The organism is Streptomyces sp. ISL-96, assembly GCF_018614035.1.
GTDB lineage: Bacteria > Actinomycetota > Actinomycetes > Streptomycetales > Streptomycetaceae > Streptomyces.
Map to the genome: position 1 here is coordinate 193,543 of NZ_JAGGPA010000005.1, position 19,706 is coordinate 213,248.

Here is a 19,706-nt window from a genome sequence, read left to right on the forward strand (position 1 = left end):
ACACACGTTCCTCCGGGGCCGCTCGGCGTGCGGGCGGTTCGGCGCGTCAGCGCATCAGTACGCCCGCGCCCTCCCCCGTCGCCTCCGTCGGCAGTGCCACCAACCCCAGGTCCGCGCTGTGCGGCAGCAGGCGGTGGGACGGCAGTATGCGGACCGTGTAGCCGAAGGGGCCGGTGCGGTCGAGGGCCAGCGGGCCTTCGTACATCCAGCGGCCCTCCAGGTCCGGGCCGCCCGCCGGTTTCAGCGGGAAGGTCTGGGCCTCGCCGATCGCGTCGTCCGGGTCGACCCGGCCCGCCACCGCCTGCACCTCCACGTCGTCGGGGGTCAGGTGGGAGCCGAGCGCCACGCGTACGCGCAGGCCGAGCGTCGAGCCGAGCTCCGCCGTGCCGTTGACCGGGGTCGCCGCCAGCGCCTCGACATGGTCGACCCTGACGTGCGGCCACGCCGCACGCACCTTCGCCTTCCAGTCCGACAGCTCGCGGGCCGCCTCCGGTACCAGCGCCCGGTGCGCCTCGGCGGCCGGGGCGTACAGCCGCTCGACGTACTCCCGCACCATGCGCCCCGCCAGCACCTTCGGGCCGAGCCTGACCAAGGTCTGACGGACCATCTCGATCCATCGGTCGGGCAGCCCGCCGCGCCCCCGGTCGTAGAAGCGCGGCGCGACGCGCTGCTCGATCAGCTCGTAGAGGGCACTGGCCTCCAGCTCGTCCCGGCGGTCCTCGTCCGTCGCCGCGCCGTCGGCGGTCGGGATCGCCCAGCCGAAGTCCGGCTCGAACCACTCGTCCCACCAGCCGTCGAGCACCGACAGATTGAGACAGCCGTTGAGGGCGGCCTTCATGCCGCTCGTTCCGCAGGCTTCGAGCGGGCGCAGGGGGTTGTTCAGCCAGACGTCGCAGCCGGGGTAGAGCTTCTTCGCCATGCCCATGCCGTAGTCGGGCAGGAAGACGATCCGGTGGCGTACGCGCGGGTCGTCCGCGAACCGCACCAGCTCCTGCACCAGCCGCTTCCCGCCGTCGTCCGCCGGGTGCGCCTTGCCCGCCACCACGATCTGGACCGGCCTGGTGGGGTGGAGGAGCATGTCCATCAGGCGGTCGCGGTCGCGCAGCATCAGGGTGAGGCGTTTGTACGAGGGGACGCGGCGCGCGAAGCCGATCGTCAGGACGTCCGGGTCCAGCACCTCCTCGATCCAGCCGAGCTCGGCGTCGCCCGCGCCGCGCTGGCGCCACGATGCGCGCAGGCGCTCCCGTACCTCCTGGACCAGCTGTTCGCGCAGGGTGCGCCGCAGGTCCCAGATGTCGGCGTCGGCGATGTCGGCGACGCTGTCCCACCGGTCGGACCCGCCGAGGGAGCCGACCGACAGGGCGTCCTCGGCGCGGCCCGCACCGATCTGCCGCGCCCCGAGGCGCATGACTTCGGGGGCGACCCAGGTCGGCGCGTGGACGCCGTTGGTGACCGAGGTGATCGGTACTTCCTCGGGGTCGAAGCCGGGCCACAGCCCCGAGAACATCTGGCGGCTGACCGCGCCGTGGAGGGTGGAGACGCCGTTGGCGCGCTGGGCGAGCCGCAGGCCCATCACCGCCATGTTGAAGAGGTTCGGCTCGCCGCCCGGGTACGTCTCCATGCCGAGCTGGAGGATGCGCCCGACGTCGACGCCCGGCAGTTCGCCGGAGTCCCCGAAGTGGCGCGCGACGAGCTCGCGGTCGAAGCGGTCGATGCCGGCCGGGACCGGTGTGTGCGTCGTAAAGACGGTGCCAGCGCGGACCGACTCCAGAGCGGGGTCGAATTCCACCCCTTCGCCGGCCAGTTCCCGGATCCGCTCCAGGCCGAGGAAGCCGGCGTGCCCCTCGTTGGTGTGGAACACCTCGGGGGCCGGGTGGCCGGTCAGGCGGCAGTACGAGCGGACCGCCCGCACCCCGCCGATGCCGAGCAGCATCTCCTGGAGCAGCCGGTGCTCGCTGCCGCCGCCGTACAGCCGGTCGGTGACATCGCGCTCGCCCGCCGCGTTCTCCTCGACGTCCGAGTCGAGCATCAGCAGCGGTACGCGCCCGACGCGCGCCTGCCAGATGTGGGCCCGCAGGGACCGCCCTCCGGGCAGGGTGAGGGAAACCTGACTCGGCGTGCCGTCGGGCTCCCGGAGGAGGGAGACGGGGAGTTCGTTGGGGTCAAGGAGGGGATAGTGCTCCTGTTGCCAGCCTTCCCTGGACAGGCTCTGCCGGAAGTATCCGTGCCGGTAGAGGAGGCCCACCCCGATAAGGGGTACGCCCAGGTCACTGGCGGCCTTCAGGTGGTCCCCGGCGAGGATGCCGAGGCCGCCCGAGTACTGGGGCAGAGCCGCTGTGACTCCGAATTCGGGTGAGAAGTAGGCGACGGCGGCGGGCAGTTCCGGTGTCGCGGACTGCGACTGGTACCACCGGCGGCCGCGCAGATAGTCGTCCAGGTCGTCTGCGGCGGCGTTAAGTCTGCGCAGGAAGCGCCGGTCCTGGGCCAGCTCGGCCAGCCGCCCGGCAGGTACGGCCCCGAGCAGCCGTACGGGATCACCCCCAGCGGCTGCCCAGCCTTCGGGGTCCACGGCTTGGAACAGCTCGCGGGTCTCGGTGTGCCAGGACCATCGCAGATTGCGGGCGAGGTCGCTGAGTGGTCGTAGGGGTTCGGGAAGAACGGGGCGCACGGTGAATCGACGAATGGCCTTCACGTGTTCCACCTTCGCAGGGGACATACGAACCGGGTCGGACGCACGGCGGTGTGTGTCCGGCCTTTCCCTGACGAAGGTAGTGCCACGCCTCCCCCCGCAGCCACGGCGCACTGCGGGCGCGGGGGGTCAGCGCGGGGGTCAGCGCAGGGCGTGCACGCCGACGTCGTACGGCGATCCCAGGTTGACGGTGACCGGGTCGAACGCCCCGGTCACCGCGTACCGGGCGGAGATGGCCGCCAGTTCCTCGGCCGGGATCACCTCGTCGATGTCGGTGAATCCGCCGGGCGCCCGCTCGTGCGCCAGGTTGATGACGACCTCGGGGCCGAGCCGCCGGTTGGCCCGCTGGAGTTCGGTCATCGCGGGCCGGCGTTCCGTCTCGTACGCCGCCAGTGCCTCGGCCGGGTCGGCGTGCCGGGCCATGGCGTGGGCGAGGGCGCGGGCGTCGACGATGGACTGCGTCGCGCCGTTCGACCCGATCGGGTACATGGCGTGGGCGGCGTCGCCGATCAGCGTCGTACGGCCGTGGGTCCAGCGCTCCAGGGGGGCGATGTCCACCATGGGGTATTCGAACGCGCGGTCGGCGGCTCGTAGTACGTCCGGGACGCTGACGCCGTCGAACTCCCAGCCCTCGTAATGGCGCAGGAATTTGCCGATCGGCACCGGCCGGTTCCAGTCACCGCGCGAGGCGTCGTCGATGGACTCGGCAGGCATCGCGAGCGCCCAGTTGACGAGCACTTCCCCGGTCTGCGGGTCCGGTTCGGTCATGGGGTAGACGACGGCCTTCTGCCGGTCGGAGCCCGCGATGAACATGAACGTACCGGCCCGATCGGCGTCCATGCGCGAGGTGCCGCGCCAGACGAGCATGCCGTTCCACGGCGGCTCGGCGCTGCCCGGGTCGAGTGCGGTGCGGACGGTGGAGCGGATGCCGTCGGCGCCGATCAGTACGTCGGGTTCCAGGGCGGAGTGCGCGCGGGTCCCGCCGTCGCGGTGCTCCAGCTCCACGTGCGCGCGGCCGTCCGCGAGCGTGGTCAGCCCGGTCACCCGGACGCCGCCGACGATGGCGTCCGCGCCCAGCCGCTCGCGTACCGCGTCGGCCAGCGCCAGTTGCAGATGACCGCGGTGGATGGACAGCTGGGGCCAGCGGTAACCGGCCTCGAGACCGCGCGCCTCGCGGGAGATCAGGCCGCCGGAGCAGTGGTAGTAGCGCAGCTCGCGGGTGCGTACGGCCTGCCGGTCGAGTACGCCGAGGAGCCCGAGCGCGTCGAGTTCGCGCACGGCGTTGGGCATGATGTTCAGCCCGGCGCCGACCGGCTGGATCTCGCGCGCCGCCTCGACCACGGTGATCCGGCCGAAGCCGGCCGCGTGCAGGCTCAGGGCGGCGGTGAGCCCGGCTATGCCGCCGCCGGCGATCAGGATGTGGGTCATCGGTGGGCAGCCCTTCAGACGTTTGAGGCGACCGGGGCGCGGTGCCGCTCGGTCGTGCGGCGCACCAGGGTCTCGTTGTCCCGCGTCAGGTCGAGCACGGAGCGCAGCAGCTCGATCGGGGCGCCGCCGGAGCCCACGTCGTACAGCCGCACCTCTTCGCTGTACGCCTTGCGCGCGATGCCGATGTGACGGGCCCGGAAGGTCTTGAGGATGCGCAGTACGCGGGCGAGGGAGACGGCGGAGGCGGCCACCTGCGGGGAAACCCGGTCCGCGCTCTCCCAGTCGAGGGCGGCGGCCAGCTTGGAGACGGCGGAGGTGCCGCCGCTGTGGACGGCGTAGAAGTCGCGCCAGGCCGGCAGGCTGTACTGCACCGATTCGGCGAGGAACCCGTCGTACTGCGGGCTGCTGTGGTCGCACTGCCACAGCGTCAGGTCGACCAGCCACAGCGGCACCTGGGCGGCGGCCGGGCCGAGGTAGTCGCGGCCCGCGACGCCGATTTCCTCGAAGTACGGGCGCAGGATCTGCGCGAAGAAGACCGGCGAGACGTTGGCGACGGTGAAGTCGATGGAGTCGACCATGGACTGGACGTGCTGGGCGGTGCGGTCGAGGGCGACTGCGAACCCCGGATCGTGCGGTTCGAGGCGGGCCAGCGCGGCGCAGGTGTCGAGCGAGGCGGCGAGGCTGGGGAAGACCATGCGGACGGCGTCCTGGAGATTGCCCTCCATCTCCTCACCCGTGTACATGCGCTGGCGTACGCCGGTGGGGTTCCACGTCGTGTAGTGGTGCACGGTGTCGCGCGGCACCATGTCGGTACGCCGCCCCAGCGCCTCCAGCACCGGCAGGGCTTCGGGGACGACGGCGAGCGGCTCCGTGCCGTGCCGTTTGAGGGAGCCGAGGATCATGCCGAGGTCGCGCATGGCGGCGAGCGACTCGACGACGCTCCATCGGGCGAGCATGTCCGCGTCCGGCAGCAGGGTGCGCAGGGAGACGGTGAGCGCGGCGACGTCGGCGTCGCGGTTCATCGCGGGCAGTGCGGCGAGCAGCGGGTCGGCGGCCAGTGGGTCGGCCTGGCGTATCTGGGATATCCGGTAACGCGGTTCGTTGCGTGCGTCGAGACCGGGCGCGACAAAGTCGGCGATGTTGTTGTTCAGGCGCGTGAGATCCGGGACGCGCGTGAGATGCGTGAGGTGCGTGGTCATGGGATGCCCCCCTCGGGCAATGGGATGCGGTGGATGCCATGCGGTGCGGCCGACGGCGTGGGTCCGCCGCGGTGTGGGCGCGGCGGAAGTGTTCGCAGTGCGGTGGTGCGGTCCGTGGTGGCGGCCCCGGATCGATCGCGGCGGCGGTTTGTGGCCGTCCCGTCGCGCGGTGCCGGCTCTGTGGCCCGGGCGTCCGTACGCCGGGCGGTTCAGCCCGTGCCGTACGGCACGCCGTGGCGCGCCGGAGCGCGGCAAGTGCCGCGCGCGGGCGGGCGGCGCCTCACAACGCCGCCCGCCCGAGCCCTACTTCACGGCGTCCCCCACCCGCTCGTGGCTCGCGGGGACCTCGGGCGGCGCGGGGAGGCGCAGCCGCGCGCAGAGGAGTGCGGCCACGCCCGCGAAGACGGCGCCGACGAGCAGCGCGGCCCTGAAGCCCGCGGTCTCGGCGGTGGCGGCGGCGCTGGTGGACGCGTCCGTGACGGTGGTGGCGACGGCGACCAGGACGGCGAGGCCGAGCACCGAGCCGAACTGCTGGCTGGTGTTGATGAGCCCGGAGGCGAGCCCCGTCTCCTCGGGCGACGCGTCGGCGGTCGCGGCGACGTTGGTGGTGACCATGACCAGCGGCAGGGCGACGCCGAGCACGAGGCTCGGGGCCAGGACGGTGGTGAAGAAGGTGCCTTCGGCGGCGAGCGCGAGGGCCAGCCAGGCCGTACCGGCGAAGAGCAGCCCGAAGCCGAGCATCATCGTGGCGCGCAGTCCGAGCCTGGCGATGAGGCGCCCGCTCTGGGGCGCGGTGAGAACGACGACGATCGACAGGGGCAGCAGGCCGAGCCCGCCGACGAGCGGCGAGTAACCGAGCACGCTCTGGAGGTAGAGGCTCACCAGGAAGAACATCGGGAAGAGCGCCATCTGGGCGAGCGCGCTCAGCACATTGGCGAGCCGCAGGGCGGGCCGCCGCAGCACGGCGGGCGGCACCAGCGGCCGGGCGATCTTTCCTTCGAGTACGGCGAAGGCGGCGAGCAGCACCAGTCCGGCGCCGCCGGCGGCGAGCGTGCGCCCGCTGGTCCAGCCCGCATCCCCGGCGCCGACGAGGGCGTACGCGATCAGCCCGAGCCCGCCGGTCGCGGTGAGCGCGCCGCCGAGGTCGAAGCCGCGCTCGGCGGAGCGCGTACCGCCGTCGAGGAGGCGCAGGGCGAGTACGCCGAGCAGCAGCCCGACGAGCACATTGAGCCAGAAGGTGGAGCGCCAGCCGAGCAGGTCGGTCAGCACCCCGCCGAAGACGGTTCCCAGTACGCCGCCGAGCCCGCCCATCGCGGCGAACGCGCCGAGCGCCTTGTGCCGCCCGGGCCCGTCCGGGAACAGGATCAGCAGCAGCGCGAACGCGGCGGCCGCGGCCAGCGCCGCGCCCACGCCCTGGACGGCGCGGGCGGCGACGAGCGCGCCGGAGCTCTGCGCGAGCCCGCCGACGGCGGAAGCGGCGGCGAGCACACCGAGCCCGGCGACGAACAGCCGCCGGTGGCCGAGCAGATCGGCGGTACGCCCACCGAGCAGCAACAACCCGCCGAAGGTGATGAGATAGGCGTTGGCCACCCACGACAGTCCCGCCGAGCCCGAGCCCAGATCCTCACCGATGGAGGGCAGCGCGACGTTGATGATCGCGGTGTCCATGATGAGCAGCAGCTGGGTGGAGGCGAGCAGGGCGAGCGCGGCTTTCGGAGAGCGGTTCACAGCGCCGAGCGCTCCTCGCCGCCCGTCCCGCCCGCCCCCAGCGTGTAGCCGTCGAGACAGGCCTGCGCGAGCGACTCGCACGCTCCGGTGTCGCCCTCCCATGCCTGCTGCATCAGGTAGATGTGCGGGGCGCCGTGATAGAAGCGCTCGTACTGCTCGTGCCGTCCGGCGAACTCCGAACCGAGCGCGTCCCAGGCCAGCTTCAGCAGCTTGATCCGGTCCTCGGCGGGGTGTCCGGGCGAGCGGATGTACTTCCTCACGAGCGGCCCGAGCTCCGGGTGCAGCAGGTCCTCGGCGGAGGCGGGCAGCTGGATGACGCCGCCGCCCGCGAGCATCTTGATCTCCTGCACGGCCTGCGGGTAGAGCTCGCCGGCCATGATGCGCTGCGCGAAGGAGATCTCCTTGCCGGGCTTGACGCCCTGCCCGTCCTCGACGTTCTCGTACGACGCCTCCGCGGCCAGCACAAAGGCCTTGGCCTGCGCGACCTTGCCCATCAGCCGGCCGATGGCCTGGGTGACGGGCGGCAGTTTGTAGGTGTTGTTGGCCTTGGTCATGAGGATGGCGAGCCCGGTGAGGAATTCCAGCTTCGTCCAGAACCGGGTCGCCGCCTGGTGCACGAAGTTGACGTACGCCGGGGTCTGCCACCACATCTTGAAGCTGGCGTCGACGTTGCGGTAGGCGAGGACGTTCTCCCACGGCACGAAGACGTCTTCGCAGACGAGCAGGGCGTCATTCTCATCGAACCGGGAGGAGAGCGGGTTGTCGAAGACGCTGCGCGCCTGCGCCTCGTACGACGTACGCGAGAGGAACTTGAGCCCCGGGGTGTCGATCGGCACGGAGAAGCAGACGGCGTGCTCGATGTCCTGCGGGGCGAGCGGCTCGATCGTCCCGACGATGACCTCGTTGCCGAAGACAGCGCCGGTGCCGATCATCTTGGCGCCGCGTACGACGATCCCGCCGTCCCGCTCCGCGACGACGCGGACCACTAGGTCGTCCTCCTCCTGCTCGGAGGCGGACTTGGTGCGGTCGATCTGCGGATTGGTGATGGTGAACGTCGGATAGAGGTCGCCGTCGGCGAGCCGCCGGTGATAGGCGAGCGCGTTCGCCGCTCCGTCGAACGACTCCGTGGTGAAGACCTGCGGGAGCGCGGCGAATCCGGCGGCGCCGCCGGCCATGTAGTCGGGCGTACGGCCGAGGAAGCCGAAGCTGGCTTCCGCCCACACCTTGTACGCCTGGCGCCGGGCGACCAGGTCCTCGTACGATCGCGGGATGGCGTACGCCCGGTGCACACCGTCCGAGGTGAGCACGGACGAGTGCTCCGAGTCGTGGGCGAGGTCGAAGAGACTGGCGATGGATCCCGCGGTGTTGCGGAAAGCCGGGTGCCGGGTGACGTCCTTGACGCGCTCGCCGTCCAGCCACACCTCTCGGCCGTCTCGCAGCGATTCCAGATAATCCTGACCGGACCTCGTCACCATTTCTCCTCATGCGGAACGGCACTGCCGCTGCCGAGCCTGTCTCGCCGCGCCCGCCCGGGCAATGAACACCCGTCCACCGGTCCTTATGAACCGGCCAGTCGGCGAGCGCGCGGCGGGCCCTGCGGGGCTGTTCCGTCATCGGCCGGCACAGCGGGCCGGACGTTTTGGCGGACTATGGTGAGAGAAAAACCGAAGTCGCAAGGCGGGCAGGCGGGTTCGTGAGCAGACTGGCGCAGTTACGGCAGGCGGCCGGGTACACGAGACCGTCCGAAGGGGCACCACATGACGCAGCAGGGAACCGTCACCGTTGAGCGCATGGACGGGCCGGCCGCCGAGCGTGCCGAGGACGCGTTCAGGCTGGTCTACGCCGAAGCGTTCGCACAACCGCCGTACAACGAGACCGAGGACGACGTCACGGCCACGTTCCGGCGCTTCCACTCCCAGACACGCAGAGCCACCTTTCGCGCCGCCCTGGCCCGTACCGGGGATGGTGAGCCGGTCGGTATGGCATACGGCCACTCGCTCGGGTCCGACGCGGAATGGTGGGACCGACTGACCGAGCCCGTACCCGCCGACATGCGCCGCGAGGACGGGCACCGGACATTGGGGCTCATGGAACTTGCCGTACGCGCACCGTGGCGAGGGCAGGGCGTTGCGCGGCGCCTTCACGAGGCGCTGATCGACGGTGTCGAGGCGGAGCGGGTGCTGCTCAACGTTCACCCGGACAGCAAGGCGGCGTCAGCCGCGTATCGGACGTGGGGCTACCGCAAGATCGGCGAGGCACGGCCGTGGGAGGGCGCGGACCTCCATAACGTGATGCTGCTCGACCTGCGCTGAGCGCATGGCAGACGCCTCGCGCGTTAAGGCATCCGTTGGCGCAACCAGGACTACCAGAAACGCTCGGCTGCCGAGCTGAGCGCTGCATACCGGGCCCCGAACCACCGGTGTTGTTGGCGTAGGCGCCCACCGTGCCCCGTTCCTCCGTACCGTCGCGGCGCTGCACTGTTGCATCGAACGCCTGAATCGGACGCCCTGCGTCACGAGACACTGCCGTGCGTCCAAGACCGCTTCAGAGCACCGTGCGCAGGTCCACAATGGGCGTGCCCTCCTCGGTCTCTGGGGCGAGATGGTCGCGGGCGCGTCCTTCGGAGAACAGGTCGCGCAGATACATGCCGGGGAAGTCCAGCGGGTCCCTCCGGCCGGCCAGCGCGATGCGCACCCGATACGGCGTGTCGCCATCGCGAACCAGCACATCGCACCAGTGAGGGTGCGATGACTCCACACCGACGAGCGTGACGTGTTCCTCCGCCATCGGCCCAATCCAGGCGGCCAGGTCTTCTAGCAGCCACGCCATGTTCATCCACGCCGGTGCGTCGGTGGCGGGCTGCCAATCGTATTCGCGCCGTCCTGCGCGCCCCGGCACGGGGGGCGGCTCGCCGTCTGCGTAGAGCGGCGGATCTGGTGTGGTCCCGGTGTCGGTGAAAGCGATATGCCGAGACCTGATCGTCACTGCGGACAGGCGGTAGCCATCTGCGCCGAGCTCGAAGGCGGCCTCGGACGCGCGGGTGAGGAATGCGCTGTCGGGACTGGTCACGAGTCTCCTTTCAAGAGCGAGAGCGAGCGCCACCCACGAAACCTGAATGGCCTCGGGGCGGCGCTGTGAACTCAGCAGCAGAGATGCGTCGCAGCAAACGGCGCTCAGACGCATTTAACTGACTGCTCGGCGGCTAGGGAAACGGCCTGCCTGCCGAATGCTGAGGTTCCTACCTCGCGGAGGCCTTCTCGTTTACGCCGGCCTTCACGTCTGCGGACTGGGCGGTTCGGGCAAGGGGTTATACGCACCCACGTACTTGTTGTTGCCCTCGGCCGCTAGGGGTCGGGGAAGTGTCGCGGTGAGCGCCGTAGGGCGCGCAGCGGCACGCCCTACGCCAGGCCCGCAGCGATCCGGTATTCCCCAGGCGTCGTCCCGAACCATTTACGGAATGCGAGGTGGAAGCCCACAGCGCTCTGGTAACCGACCCGCTGCGGCACCGCCGACTGCGCCACCGTCGTCTCCCCCAGCAACCGCGCCGCCTCCTGCATCCGCCGCCCCGTCAGATGCCGTGCCGGCGCGTCCCCGACGAGACTGCGGAAGGCGGCGGTGAAGGCCGACCTCGACATGCCGACCTCCTTGGCCAGGGACTCGATCGTCCACGGCTCCGCGAACCGGGTCGCGATGATCACCATGGCCCTGCTGATGCCGGGGTGGCGAAGTACCGGCAGCGCGGCCGGATTGTCCGCCAGATCCCGCAGGAGCGGCCGCAGCGCCAGCACCAGCGCCATTTCGAACGCGCGTAGCGTAATGAGCCGGTCGCCCGGCCCGACGGGCCGGTCCGGGGCCGCCAGCAGGCGCAACGTGTCCCGGAGCAGCGGCTCGGCGGCGACCTGCGGGCCGTCGAGGACCAGGGCCCACGGCAGCGCCTTGTACAGGCCGGTGGCGGCGCTCGCGTCGTAGTGCAACCCGGCGCACAGCAGCCGGCTCGCGGGCCCGCTGCCCTCGATCCTGATCTCGCCGGACGTACCGGGCTGCCGCTCGGGAAGCACGGCCCGCAGCGGCACACCCTGCCGGTCCGGCCGGTCGGAGAGCCGGTGCGCGGTCCCGGTCGGGAAGACGGCGAGGTCGCCGGCGTCCAGTTCGAGAGGGGTCTGGCCCTCACCGCTGATCCAGCAGCCGCCCTCGACGATGTAGTGGAGTACGGCGCAACTCTGCTCGGCGTCGCCCTCGATCGCCCACGGGGCGTTCACATGCCATCGGCTGTCGAAAACGCCGGTGAGACGCAAGGGCTTCAGCAGCTCGCTGAGCAGGTCTTCACCATCGTGGCCTGCACGTTCCATGCCGTCCATTGGACGATCCCTCAACCCTCGCCCCGGTTTGTTAATTGATCGGCCGAAGCCCCCACCGTCAGCCTGGAAAGGCCGTTCACGGCAACAGCCTCACCCTATCGAAGGGCTCTACACACTCATGTCCGATCAGATTTCGATGCGCGTCGCGGTCGTGGGGGCGACCGGCTTCCAGGGTGGCGCGGTGGCCCGTCTGCTGGCCGAGCGGAACCACCGCGTCCGCACACTGACCCGCAAGCCCGACAGCGAACGCCCCGAGCTCGACGGAGCCGCTTTCATCGCCGGCGACCTCGCGAACCCGGACGACGTACGCCACCTCTTCGAGGGCGCCACACACGCCTCGGTCGTGATGCCGCTGGTGTACGACACCGAGACAGTCCGGACGTACGCGCAGAACATCGCGGACGCCGCGCGTGGGGCCGGAGTGCGCAGGGTCGTCTACAACGCCAACACACGCGTCCCCGAGGCCTCCACCAATGTGGCGGCCTTCGAGACCCGGCGGCTCGCCGAGACGGTGCTGCGGGAGAGCCTGCGCGGGAGCGGGGTGGAGCTGGTCGTGGTGCGGCCGCCGGTCTACCTCGACAACCTCTTCAGCCCGTGGAACGGCCCGGCGCTGGCGAGGGACGGCGTACTCGCCTACCCGCTGCCCGCCGACATCAGGACCGCCTGGATCTCCCACCGGGATCTCGCCGAGGCGGTGTACGCGGCGCTGACCGTGGACGGTGTCGCCGGCCGCACGCTGGACATCGGCGGCTCGCAGAGCCTGACCGGCGACGAGCTCGCGGACGCGTTCGCGCAGGGCCTCGGCCGGGACGTGCACTACGTGGCGCTCCCGCCGCACGTCTTCGAGGAGGGGCTGGCGAAGGTCATCGGCCCCGAGGGTGCGGCCGGTGTGGCGGGCATCTACCACTACATGGCGAGCGGCGCGGGCCCCGAGCTGATGGCCGGCGACGACGGCAGCTCCGCCGAGGCGCTGTCCGTGAAGCCGGCGCCGGTGGACGAGTGGGTGGCCAGGCAGCCGTGGCAGATCTGGTCGGACGACGTGGCCGCGGCCTCCTAGCCCGAAGTCTTCCGGTCCGGGGTCTCCTCGTTCTGGACGACCTGCGAACGACCTGAGTGATCACCTCCTCAATGCCCTCACCGGCGATATGGCCAATTCCGCCCCCACGTGCGGTCTTGTAGTGCTTCACAGCGCACGAGAGGCTTCCCACAGGCTTCGTCTGTGGCAGCAGCACGAGGGACCGGCAGCGAGGGCCGGGCCAACTCCGCAGTACGTGCGCCAAGTTGAGGAGGCGTCTCAGCACATGGCACAAACGCGAAATACTCGCCCGCGTCTTGCGGGGGCCGTCACCGCTGTCACCACGGCAGCGGTTCTTTCGGCCATCACGCTGCCCGCGCAGGCCGCTCCCGCCGAGGGGCGAATACTGGGAGCCGGTTCACCCGGCTCGGTCGGCAACAGTTACATCGTCACGCTGAAGACGGGCTCGGGCGGAATCCTGGCTCCGTCCGAGGCCGGCAGCGACCTCGCGGAGCGGTACGGGGCGGACATCCGCCACACGTACAGCACCGCGCTCAACGGTTACGCGGTGAGAGCGACCGAGGCGCAGGCCAAGCGCCTCGCAGCCGATCCGGACGTCGCCTCCGTGGTCCAGGACACCATGGTGTCGCTGGACCAAACCCAGACGAACCCGACCTGGGGCCTGGACCGGCTCGACCAGCCCGGCCTCCCCCTGAACAAGTCGTACACCTATCCCGACAGCGCCGGCGGCGGCGTGAAGGTGTACGTCATCGACACCGGCATCCGCACGTCCCACCAGGACTTCGGCGGCCGGGCGAGCAGCGGCTGGGACTTCGTCGAGAACGACGCCATCGCCCAGGACGGCAACGGGCACGGCACACACGTGGCCGGCACCGTCGCGGGCGCGCAGTACGGCGTCGCGAAGAAGGCCGAGGTCGTCGGCGTACGCGTGCTCGACAACGCGGGCTCGGGTACGACGGCCCAGGTGATCGCGGGCATCGACTGGGTCACCAAGAACGCCAGGAAGCCCGCCGTGGCGAACATGAGCCTCGGCGGCTACGCCAACACCCAGCTGGACGCGGCCGTACGCAACTCGATCGCGTCCGGCGTCACGTACGCGGTCGCGGCGGGCAACGACGGGCTGCCGGCGAACCTGTACTCGCCCGCCCGCGTCGCGGAAGCGGTCACGGTCGGCGCGACCGACGTCAATGACGCGCGCGCGGGCTTCTCGAACTGGGGCCCGGGCCTCGACCTGTTCGCTCCCGGTGTGGCGATCTCGTCCACCTGGAGCACGGGGGACACGGCGACAAAGACCATATCCGGTACGTCCATGGCGACCCCGCACGTGGCGGGCGCGGCGGCGCTGTATCTGGCCGACCACGCGTCGGCGACCCCGGCGGCCGTGAGCACGGCGCTGACCGCGAAGGCGGTCCAGGGCAAGGTCACCGGCGCGGGTCTCGCCACGCCGAACCGCCTGCTCCAGGTGAACAACTGATCCAGCGGCACCACGCACACCGGAAAACGGACGGCCCCGCCCGAAAGGCGGGGCCGTTTCGCATGGCGCCCGGGCCCAATTTTTTTAGCCACCGTTACGCGGCAGTAGTTAACAAAGCCCCGGATTGCGCACCCGACGTACGAGGGAAGGCTCCTCCGGTACGCACGTTACGCACCCCCCACGCGTCCCAAGTCCGTCCAAGTCGGTCCACCCGAGTGAACGTGGACAGGAGCGGTGATGCCCGCACCCCGCCAGTCGCCAACGGAGCAGATAAAAAGGACAGACCCCAAGAAAGCCCCCGAACGCGAGCCGCTCTCCTCCGCGGCCGCACAGCCCCCAGGTGAGCCAATGATCGGTCGCATCCCTGTCCTGGACGTACGTCCCGCCGTCGACTGCGGCAGAAGGCCGGCGAAGGCGGTGGCCGGTGAGACGTTCGAAGTCACCGCCACCGTCTTCCGCGAGGGCCACGACGCCGTCGCCGCCAATGTCGTCCTGCGTGACCCGGCGGGCCGGGAGGGCCCCTGGACCCCGATGCGCGAGCTCGCGCCGGGCACCGACCGGTGGGGGGCGCGCGTGACGCCTCTCGCCGAGGGGCAGTGGACGTACGCCGTGGAGGCCTGGTCGGACCCCGTGGCCACCTGGCGCCACAGCGCCCGGATCAAGATCCCGGCGGGCCAGGACACCGAACTCGTACTCGCGGAGGGTGCGGAGCTGTACGAGCGCGCCGCGTCCGGCGTACCGAAGAAGGACGGCCGCGAGGCCGTCCTGGCCGCCGTCGACGCGCTGCGCGACACCAAGAGGCCCCCGGCCGTCCGGCTGGCCGCCGCGCTCGACCCGGAAGCGGAGGCCGCACTCGGCCGCCACCCGCTGCGCGAGCTGGTCACCTCGTCGCCCGAGATGCCGCTGCTGGTCGAGCGTGAGCGTGCGCTGTACGGCAGCTGGTACGAGTTCTTCCCGCGTTCGGAGGGCGTTCGTACCGACAAGAGGGGGCGGCAGAAGGGCGGAACGTTCAAGACGGCCGCCGAGCGGCTGCCCGCCGTCGCCGCGATGGGCTTCGACGTGGTGTACCTGCCGCCCATCCACCCCATCGGCACCACCCATCGCAAGGGCCCCAACAACACGCTGTCGGCGTCCGCCAAGGACGTCGGTGTGCCGTGGGCGATCGGCTCGGCGGCCGGCGGCCACGACGCGATCCACCCCGACCTCGGTACGTTCAAGGACTTCGACGCCTTCGTCGCGCGCGCCCACGACCTGCGCATGGAGATCGCGCTGGACTTCGCGCTGCAGTGCTCGCCGGACCACCCGTGGGTCACCGAGCACCCCGAGTGGTTCCACCACCGCGCCGACGGCTCGATCGCGTACGCCGAGAACCCGCCGAAGAAGTACCAGGACATCTACCCGATCGCGTTCGACGCCGACATGCCGGGCCTGGTCAAGGAAACGCTCAGAGTGCTGCGGCTGTGGATGGATCACGGGGTACGGATCTTCCGCGTCGACAACCCGCACACCAAGCCGGTCGTCTTCTGGGAGAAGGTCATCGCGGACATCAACCGCACCGACCCCGACGTCATCTTCCTCGCCGAGGCCTTCACCCGCCCCGCGATGATGCACACCCTCGGCGCGATCGGCTTCCAGCAGTCGTACACGTACTTCACCTGGCGCAACACCAAGCACGAACTGACCGAGTACCTCACGGAGCTCACCGGCGACGCCGCTTCCTACATGCGCCCGAACTTCTTCGTGAACACCCCGGACATCCTGCCCGCCTACCTCCAGCAGGGCGGCCGTCCCGCCTTCGAGGTACGCGCCGTGCTCGCCGCCACGCTGGCGCCGTCCTGGGGCGTGTACGCGGGCTACGAGCTGTGCGAGAACACGCCCGCCAAGCCGGGCAGCGAGGAGTACCTCGACTCGGAGAAGTACCAACTGCGGCCGCGCGACTGGGAGTCGGCCGAGCGCGAGGGCCGCTCGATCGCCCCGCTGATCACCACTCTCAACCGCGTGCGCCGCCGCCATCCGGCGCTCCAGCAACTCCGTGACCTGCACTTCCACCATGCCGACAACGACTCCGTCATCGCGTACTCGAAGCGTTCGGGTTCGAACATCGTTGTGGTGGTCGTCAACCTCGACCCGCACCACACCCAGGAGGCCACGGTTTCGTTGGACATGCCGGAACTCGGCCTCGAATGGTCCGATTCCGTCCCGGTGCGCGACGAGCTCACCGGCGAGACCTACCACTGGGGCAGGGCCAACTATGTGCGCCTCGAGCCGGGCCGTACGCCCGCGCACATCGTCGTCCTGCGACCGTCCCCGCCGATCGGAGGGTCACCCACATCATGATCGTCAACGAGCCCGTCCACGACACTTTCGAGGACACTCCCGCCAAGGACCGCGATCCGGAGTGGTTCAAACGCGCCGTGTTCTACGAGGTGCTCGTCCGCTCCTTCCAGGACAGCAATGGAGACGGCGTCGGTGACCTCAAGGGCATCACCGCCAAGCTGGACTACCTCCAGTGGCTCGGTGTCGACTGCCTCTGGCTGCCGCCGTTCTTCAAGTCCCCGCTGCGCGACGGCGGTTACGACGTCTCCGACTACACGTCCGTCCTCCCTGAGTTCGGTGACCTCGCCGACTTCGTGGAGTTCGTCGACGCCGCACACCACCGCGGCATGCGCGTCATCATCGACTTCGTCATGAACCACACGAGCGACCAGCATCCGTGGTTCCAGGAGTCCCGGGCGGATCCCACCGGGCCCTACGGCGACTACTACGTCTGGGCCGACGACGACAAGCAGTACCAGGACGCCCGGATCATCTTCGTCGACACGGAGACGTCCAACTGGACCTTCGACCCGGTCCGCAAGCAGTACTTCTGGCACCGCTTCTTCTCCCACCAGCCGGATCTCAACTACGAGAACCCGGCCGTGCAGGAAGAAATGATCTCGGCCCTGCGCTTCTGGCTGGATCTGGGCATCGACGGCTTCCGCCTCGACGCCGTCCCCTACCTCTACCAGGAGGAGGGCACGAACTGCGAGAACCTTCCCCGTACCCACGAGTTCCTGAAGCGGGTACGGACCGAGATCGACGCGTCGTACCCCGACACCGTGATCCTCGCCGAGGCCAACCAGTGGCCGGAAGACGTCGTCGACTACTTCGGCGACTTCAAGAAGGGCGGTGACGAGTGCCACATGGCATTCCACTTCCCCGTCATGCCCCGCATCTTCATGGCCGTACGCCGTGAATCCCGCTACCCGGTGTCGGAAGTCCTGGCCAAGACCCCGGCCATCCCGTCCAACTGCCAGTGGGGCATCTTCCTGCGCAACCACGACGAGCTGACCCTCGAAATGGTCACGGACGAAGAGCGCGACTACATGTACGCGGAGTACGCCAAGGACCCGCGGATGCGCGCCAACATCGGCATCCGGCGGCGGCTGGCTCCCCTCCTCGACAACGACCGCAACCAGATCGAGCTGTTCACGGCTCTGCTCCTGTCCCTCCCCGGATCGCCGATCCTCTACTACGGCGACGAGATCGGGATGGGCGACAACATCTGGCTGGGCGACCGGGACGCCGTACGCACACCCATGCAGTGGACGCCCGACCGCAACGCCGGCTTCTCGTCCTGTGACCCGGGACGGCTGTTCCTCCCCACGATCATGGACCCGGTCTACGGGTACCAGGTCACCAACGTCGAAGCGGCGATGACCTCGCCCTCCTCGCTGCTGCACTGGACCCGGCGGATGATCGAGATCCGCAAGCAGAACCACGCCTTCGGACTCGGCTCGTACACGGAGCTGCCGTCGACCAACCCTGCGGTCATCGCATTCCTGCGCGAGTACAAGGACGACCTGGTGCTGTGCGTCCACAACTTCTCGCGCTTCCCGCAGCCGACGGAACTGGATCTCCAGACCTTCAACGGACGGCATCCGGTCGAGCTGATCGGCGGGGTGCGCTTCCCGGCCATCGGCGAATGGCCGTATCTGCTGACCCTCGCAGGTCACGGCTTCTATTGGTTCCGGCTGCGCAAGGACCCGGCGCCCCTGCCGGCCAAGCGCGTCTGAAGTGCCGTCCGGTGCGGGGCGGTTTCCACCGCCCCGCCCTGGGCACTCTCCCCCTCATATCGGGTCCGTACGGACGATCCCCGACCCGACACTTCCCGCGTTTCGGCTGCGGGGAGAACCCCACGCACCGCCCGGACAGCTACGGTCGCAATCCGGGACACTCTGCGCATCCTGTGGTGTGCCCGGGGAAAGGACGCGATGCCATGTCGGAGGCTGCATCCATCCGGAGTACGGCCGCCCGCCGCGCCACTCCTCCAGCCCCTCCACCGGCGCTGCTCCCCTCGCTGGCGCCGCTGCTGCACGAATGGCTGCCCAGGCAGCGGTGGTTCGCGGGCAAGGGACGCCCGGTCACAGGATTCTCGCTCGTCGCCGCCACGGAACTGCTGCCCGCCAGGGGCGGCTCCGGCGCGGGGGCCTCGGGCGCTCCGGGCCTGCTGCATCTGCTGGTGAGCGTCCAGCAGCCCGCCGGGCCCACCCACGGCCCACCGGCGCCGCCGGTCGCCGACTGCTATCAACTGCTGCTCGGTGTACGGTCCGCGCTGCCGCCGCGCCTGGCGCAGGCCCTGATCGGGCACGTCCAGGAGGGGCCGCTGGCCGGCCTCACGGTCTACGACGCACTGCTCGACCCGCGCCTGGCCGGCCTGCTGCTGGAACGATTGCGCAACACGGGCGCACCGGGGGCGCTGCGCTTCGAGCGCGATCCGTCGGTGGAAATCCCGCCCGGCCTCACTCCCAGGCCGCTGGGCGCCGAACAGTCCAACTCCTCCCTCGTCTATGGAGATTCGTTCATCCTCAAGGTGTTCCGCCGGGTCAGCCCCGGCTCCAACCCCGATCTGGAGCTGCCGCTCGCGCTGGCCCACAAGGGCTGCGACCGGGTGCCGGCGCCGGTCGCCTGGTACGAGGCCGACAACGCCGACGATCCCTACGAGCCGTACACCCTCGGGGTCCTCCAGCCCTTCCTGCGCGGCTCGGAGGACGGCTGGCAGCGTGCGCTGCGGGCCCTCGCCGTCGGCAACGACTTCACCGCCGACGCCCAGGCCCTGGGCCGGGCCACCGCCGAGGTGCACACGGCGCTGGCCGGCGCCCTGCCCACCGTCACCCTGCGCCGGCAGCAGACGGAACTGCTGGCCGCGGCGATGACCGAACGCCTCGACGCGGCGGCGCAGGCGGTGCCGGCGCTGGTCCCGTACGTTCCGGCGCTGCGCACCGCCTTCGACGCGTTCGCGGCGCGGGGGCGGGCGGGGAGGGCGTGGCCGGCCCAACGCGTCCACGGCGACCTGCACCTGGGTCAGACGCTGCGCGCACCGGGCGGCGAATGGTCGGTGATCGACTTCGAGGGCGAGCCGTCGCGCCCGCTCACGGAACGGCGCCGCCCGCAGCCGGTCGTACGTGACGTGGCGGGCATGCTGCGTTCCTTCGACTACGCCGCCCGCTCCCACCAGCCGTGGAACGCGGAGTGGGCGACGCGGTGCCGCGACGCGTTCTGCGCGGGTTACGCGAAGGCCTCCGGCACGGACCCGCGCGAGGAACCGGAGCTACTCCGGGCGTACGAGACGGACAAGGCGGTGTACGAGGTCCTCTACGAGGCCAGGCACCGCCCGGACTGGCTCCCGGTCCCCCTGGCGGCCATCCACCGCCTGGCCTCGTCCACTTCCCCACCGCTGGGCTCACCGAGAAACAGCAGCCCGGCCCCGGCCACCGACCGCACCCCAGGACCCACACCATGACCCAGCGCATGC

General features: G+C 70.5%; 13 protein-coding genes. 6 read left to right on the top strand and 7 right to left on the bottom strand.

The genetic code is table 11. The features are described from left to right. Positions 1–46 precede the first annotated feature (46 nt). From glgP to J7E96_RS03780, 5 genes are all read right to left on the bottom strand, one after another. Positions 47–2,692 carry an alpha-glucan family phosphorylase gene (gene glgP, locus J7E96_RS03760; protein WP_215127386.1) on the bottom strand — a complete coding sequence of 882 codons (2,646 nt, stop codon included), beginning with the start codon at positions 2,690–2,692 and terminating at the stop codon, positions 47–49. Positions 2,693–2,830: 138 nt separating this feature from the next. Further along, on the bottom strand, positions 2,831–4,117 hold the full coding sequence (locus J7E96_RS03765; RefSeq protein WP_215127388.1) for a flavin-dependent oxidoreductase: 1,287 nt from the start codon (positions 4,115–4,117) through the stop codon (positions 2,831–2,833). A 14-nt stretch (positions 4,118–4,131) separates the two neighbouring features. Next, a complete protein-coding gene (locus J7E96_RS03770; RefSeq protein ID WP_215127390.1) occupies positions 4,132–5,316 on the bottom strand; it encodes a monodechloroaminopyrrolnitrin synthase PrnB family protein in 1,185 nt (394 codons plus the stop codon). A 303-nt stretch (positions 5,317–5,619) separates the two neighbouring features. Beyond that, positions 5,620–7,044, bottom strand: a complete 1,425-nt coding sequence (locus J7E96_RS03775) for an MFS transporter (protein ID WP_308295826.1) — start codon at positions 7,042–7,044, stop codon at positions 5,620–5,622. Then, on the bottom strand, positions 7,041–8,519 hold the full coding sequence (locus J7E96_RS03780; protein WP_251069331.1) for a 4-hydroxyphenylacetate 3-hydroxylase family protein: 1,479 nt from the start codon (positions 8,517–8,519) through the stop codon (positions 7,041–7,043). Before J7E96_RS03780 ends, J7E96_RS03775 begins: the two co-directional genes overlap by 4 nt. A gap of 282 nt (positions 8,520–8,801) precedes the next feature. Between J7E96_RS03780 and J7E96_RS03785 the strand changes: the two genes are divergently transcribed. Further along, entirely contained in the window at positions 8,802–9,356 is a 555-nt protein-coding gene (locus J7E96_RS03785; protein WP_215127393.1) for a GNAT family N-acetyltransferase, read from the top strand. A gap of 232 nt (positions 9,357–9,588) precedes the next feature. Here J7E96_RS03785 and J7E96_RS03790 read toward each other — a convergent pair whose 3' ends face one another. Further along, the gene (locus J7E96_RS03790) at positions 9,589–10,113 is read right to left on the bottom strand and encodes a hypothetical protein (RefSeq protein WP_215127396.1); all 525 of its coding nucleotides are present in this window, start codon (positions 10,111–10,113) and stop codon (positions 9,589–9,591) included. Between the two features lie 329 nt (positions 10,114–10,442). Next, positions 10,443–11,393: an AraC family transcriptional regulator gene (locus tag J7E96_RS03795; RefSeq protein ID WP_215127398.1), complete on the bottom strand. Its 951-nt coding sequence runs from the start codon at positions 11,391–11,393 to the stop codon at positions 10,443–10,445. Between the two features lie 127 nt (positions 11,394–11,520). Between J7E96_RS03795 and J7E96_RS03800 the strand changes: the two genes are divergently transcribed. From J7E96_RS03800 to J7E96_RS03820, 5 genes are all read left to right on the top strand, one after another. After that, entirely contained in the window at positions 11,521–12,459 is a 939-nt protein-coding gene (locus J7E96_RS03800; RefSeq protein ID WP_215127399.1) for an SDR family oxidoreductase, read from the top strand. A gap of 244 nt (positions 12,460–12,703) precedes the next feature. Beyond that, entirely contained in the window at positions 12,704–13,912 is a 1,209-nt protein-coding gene (locus tag J7E96_RS03805) for a S8 family peptidase (RefSeq protein ID WP_215127401.1), read from the top strand. 348 nt (positions 13,913–14,260) lie between these two features. Then, positions 14,261–16,249: an alpha-1,4-glucan--maltose-1-phosphate maltosyltransferase gene (locus tag J7E96_RS03810; protein ID WP_215127403.1), complete on the top strand. Its 1,989-nt coding sequence runs from the start codon at positions 14,261–14,263 to the stop codon at positions 16,247–16,249. After that, complete coding sequence (treS, locus tag J7E96_RS03815; RefSeq protein ID WP_215127405.1) at positions 16,246–17,967, top strand: maltose alpha-D-glucosyltransferase; 1,722 nt, start codon at positions 16,246–16,248, stop codon at positions 17,965–17,967. Before J7E96_RS03810 ends, treS begins: the two co-directional genes overlap by 4 nt. Positions 17,968–18,170: 203 nt before the next feature. Then, positions 18,171–19,694 carry a phosphotransferase gene (locus J7E96_RS03820; protein ID WP_215127406.1) on the top strand — a complete coding sequence of 508 codons (1,524 nt, stop codon included), beginning with the start codon at positions 18,171–18,173 and terminating at the stop codon, positions 19,692–19,694. Positions 19,695–19,706: the final 12 nt, after the last annotated feature.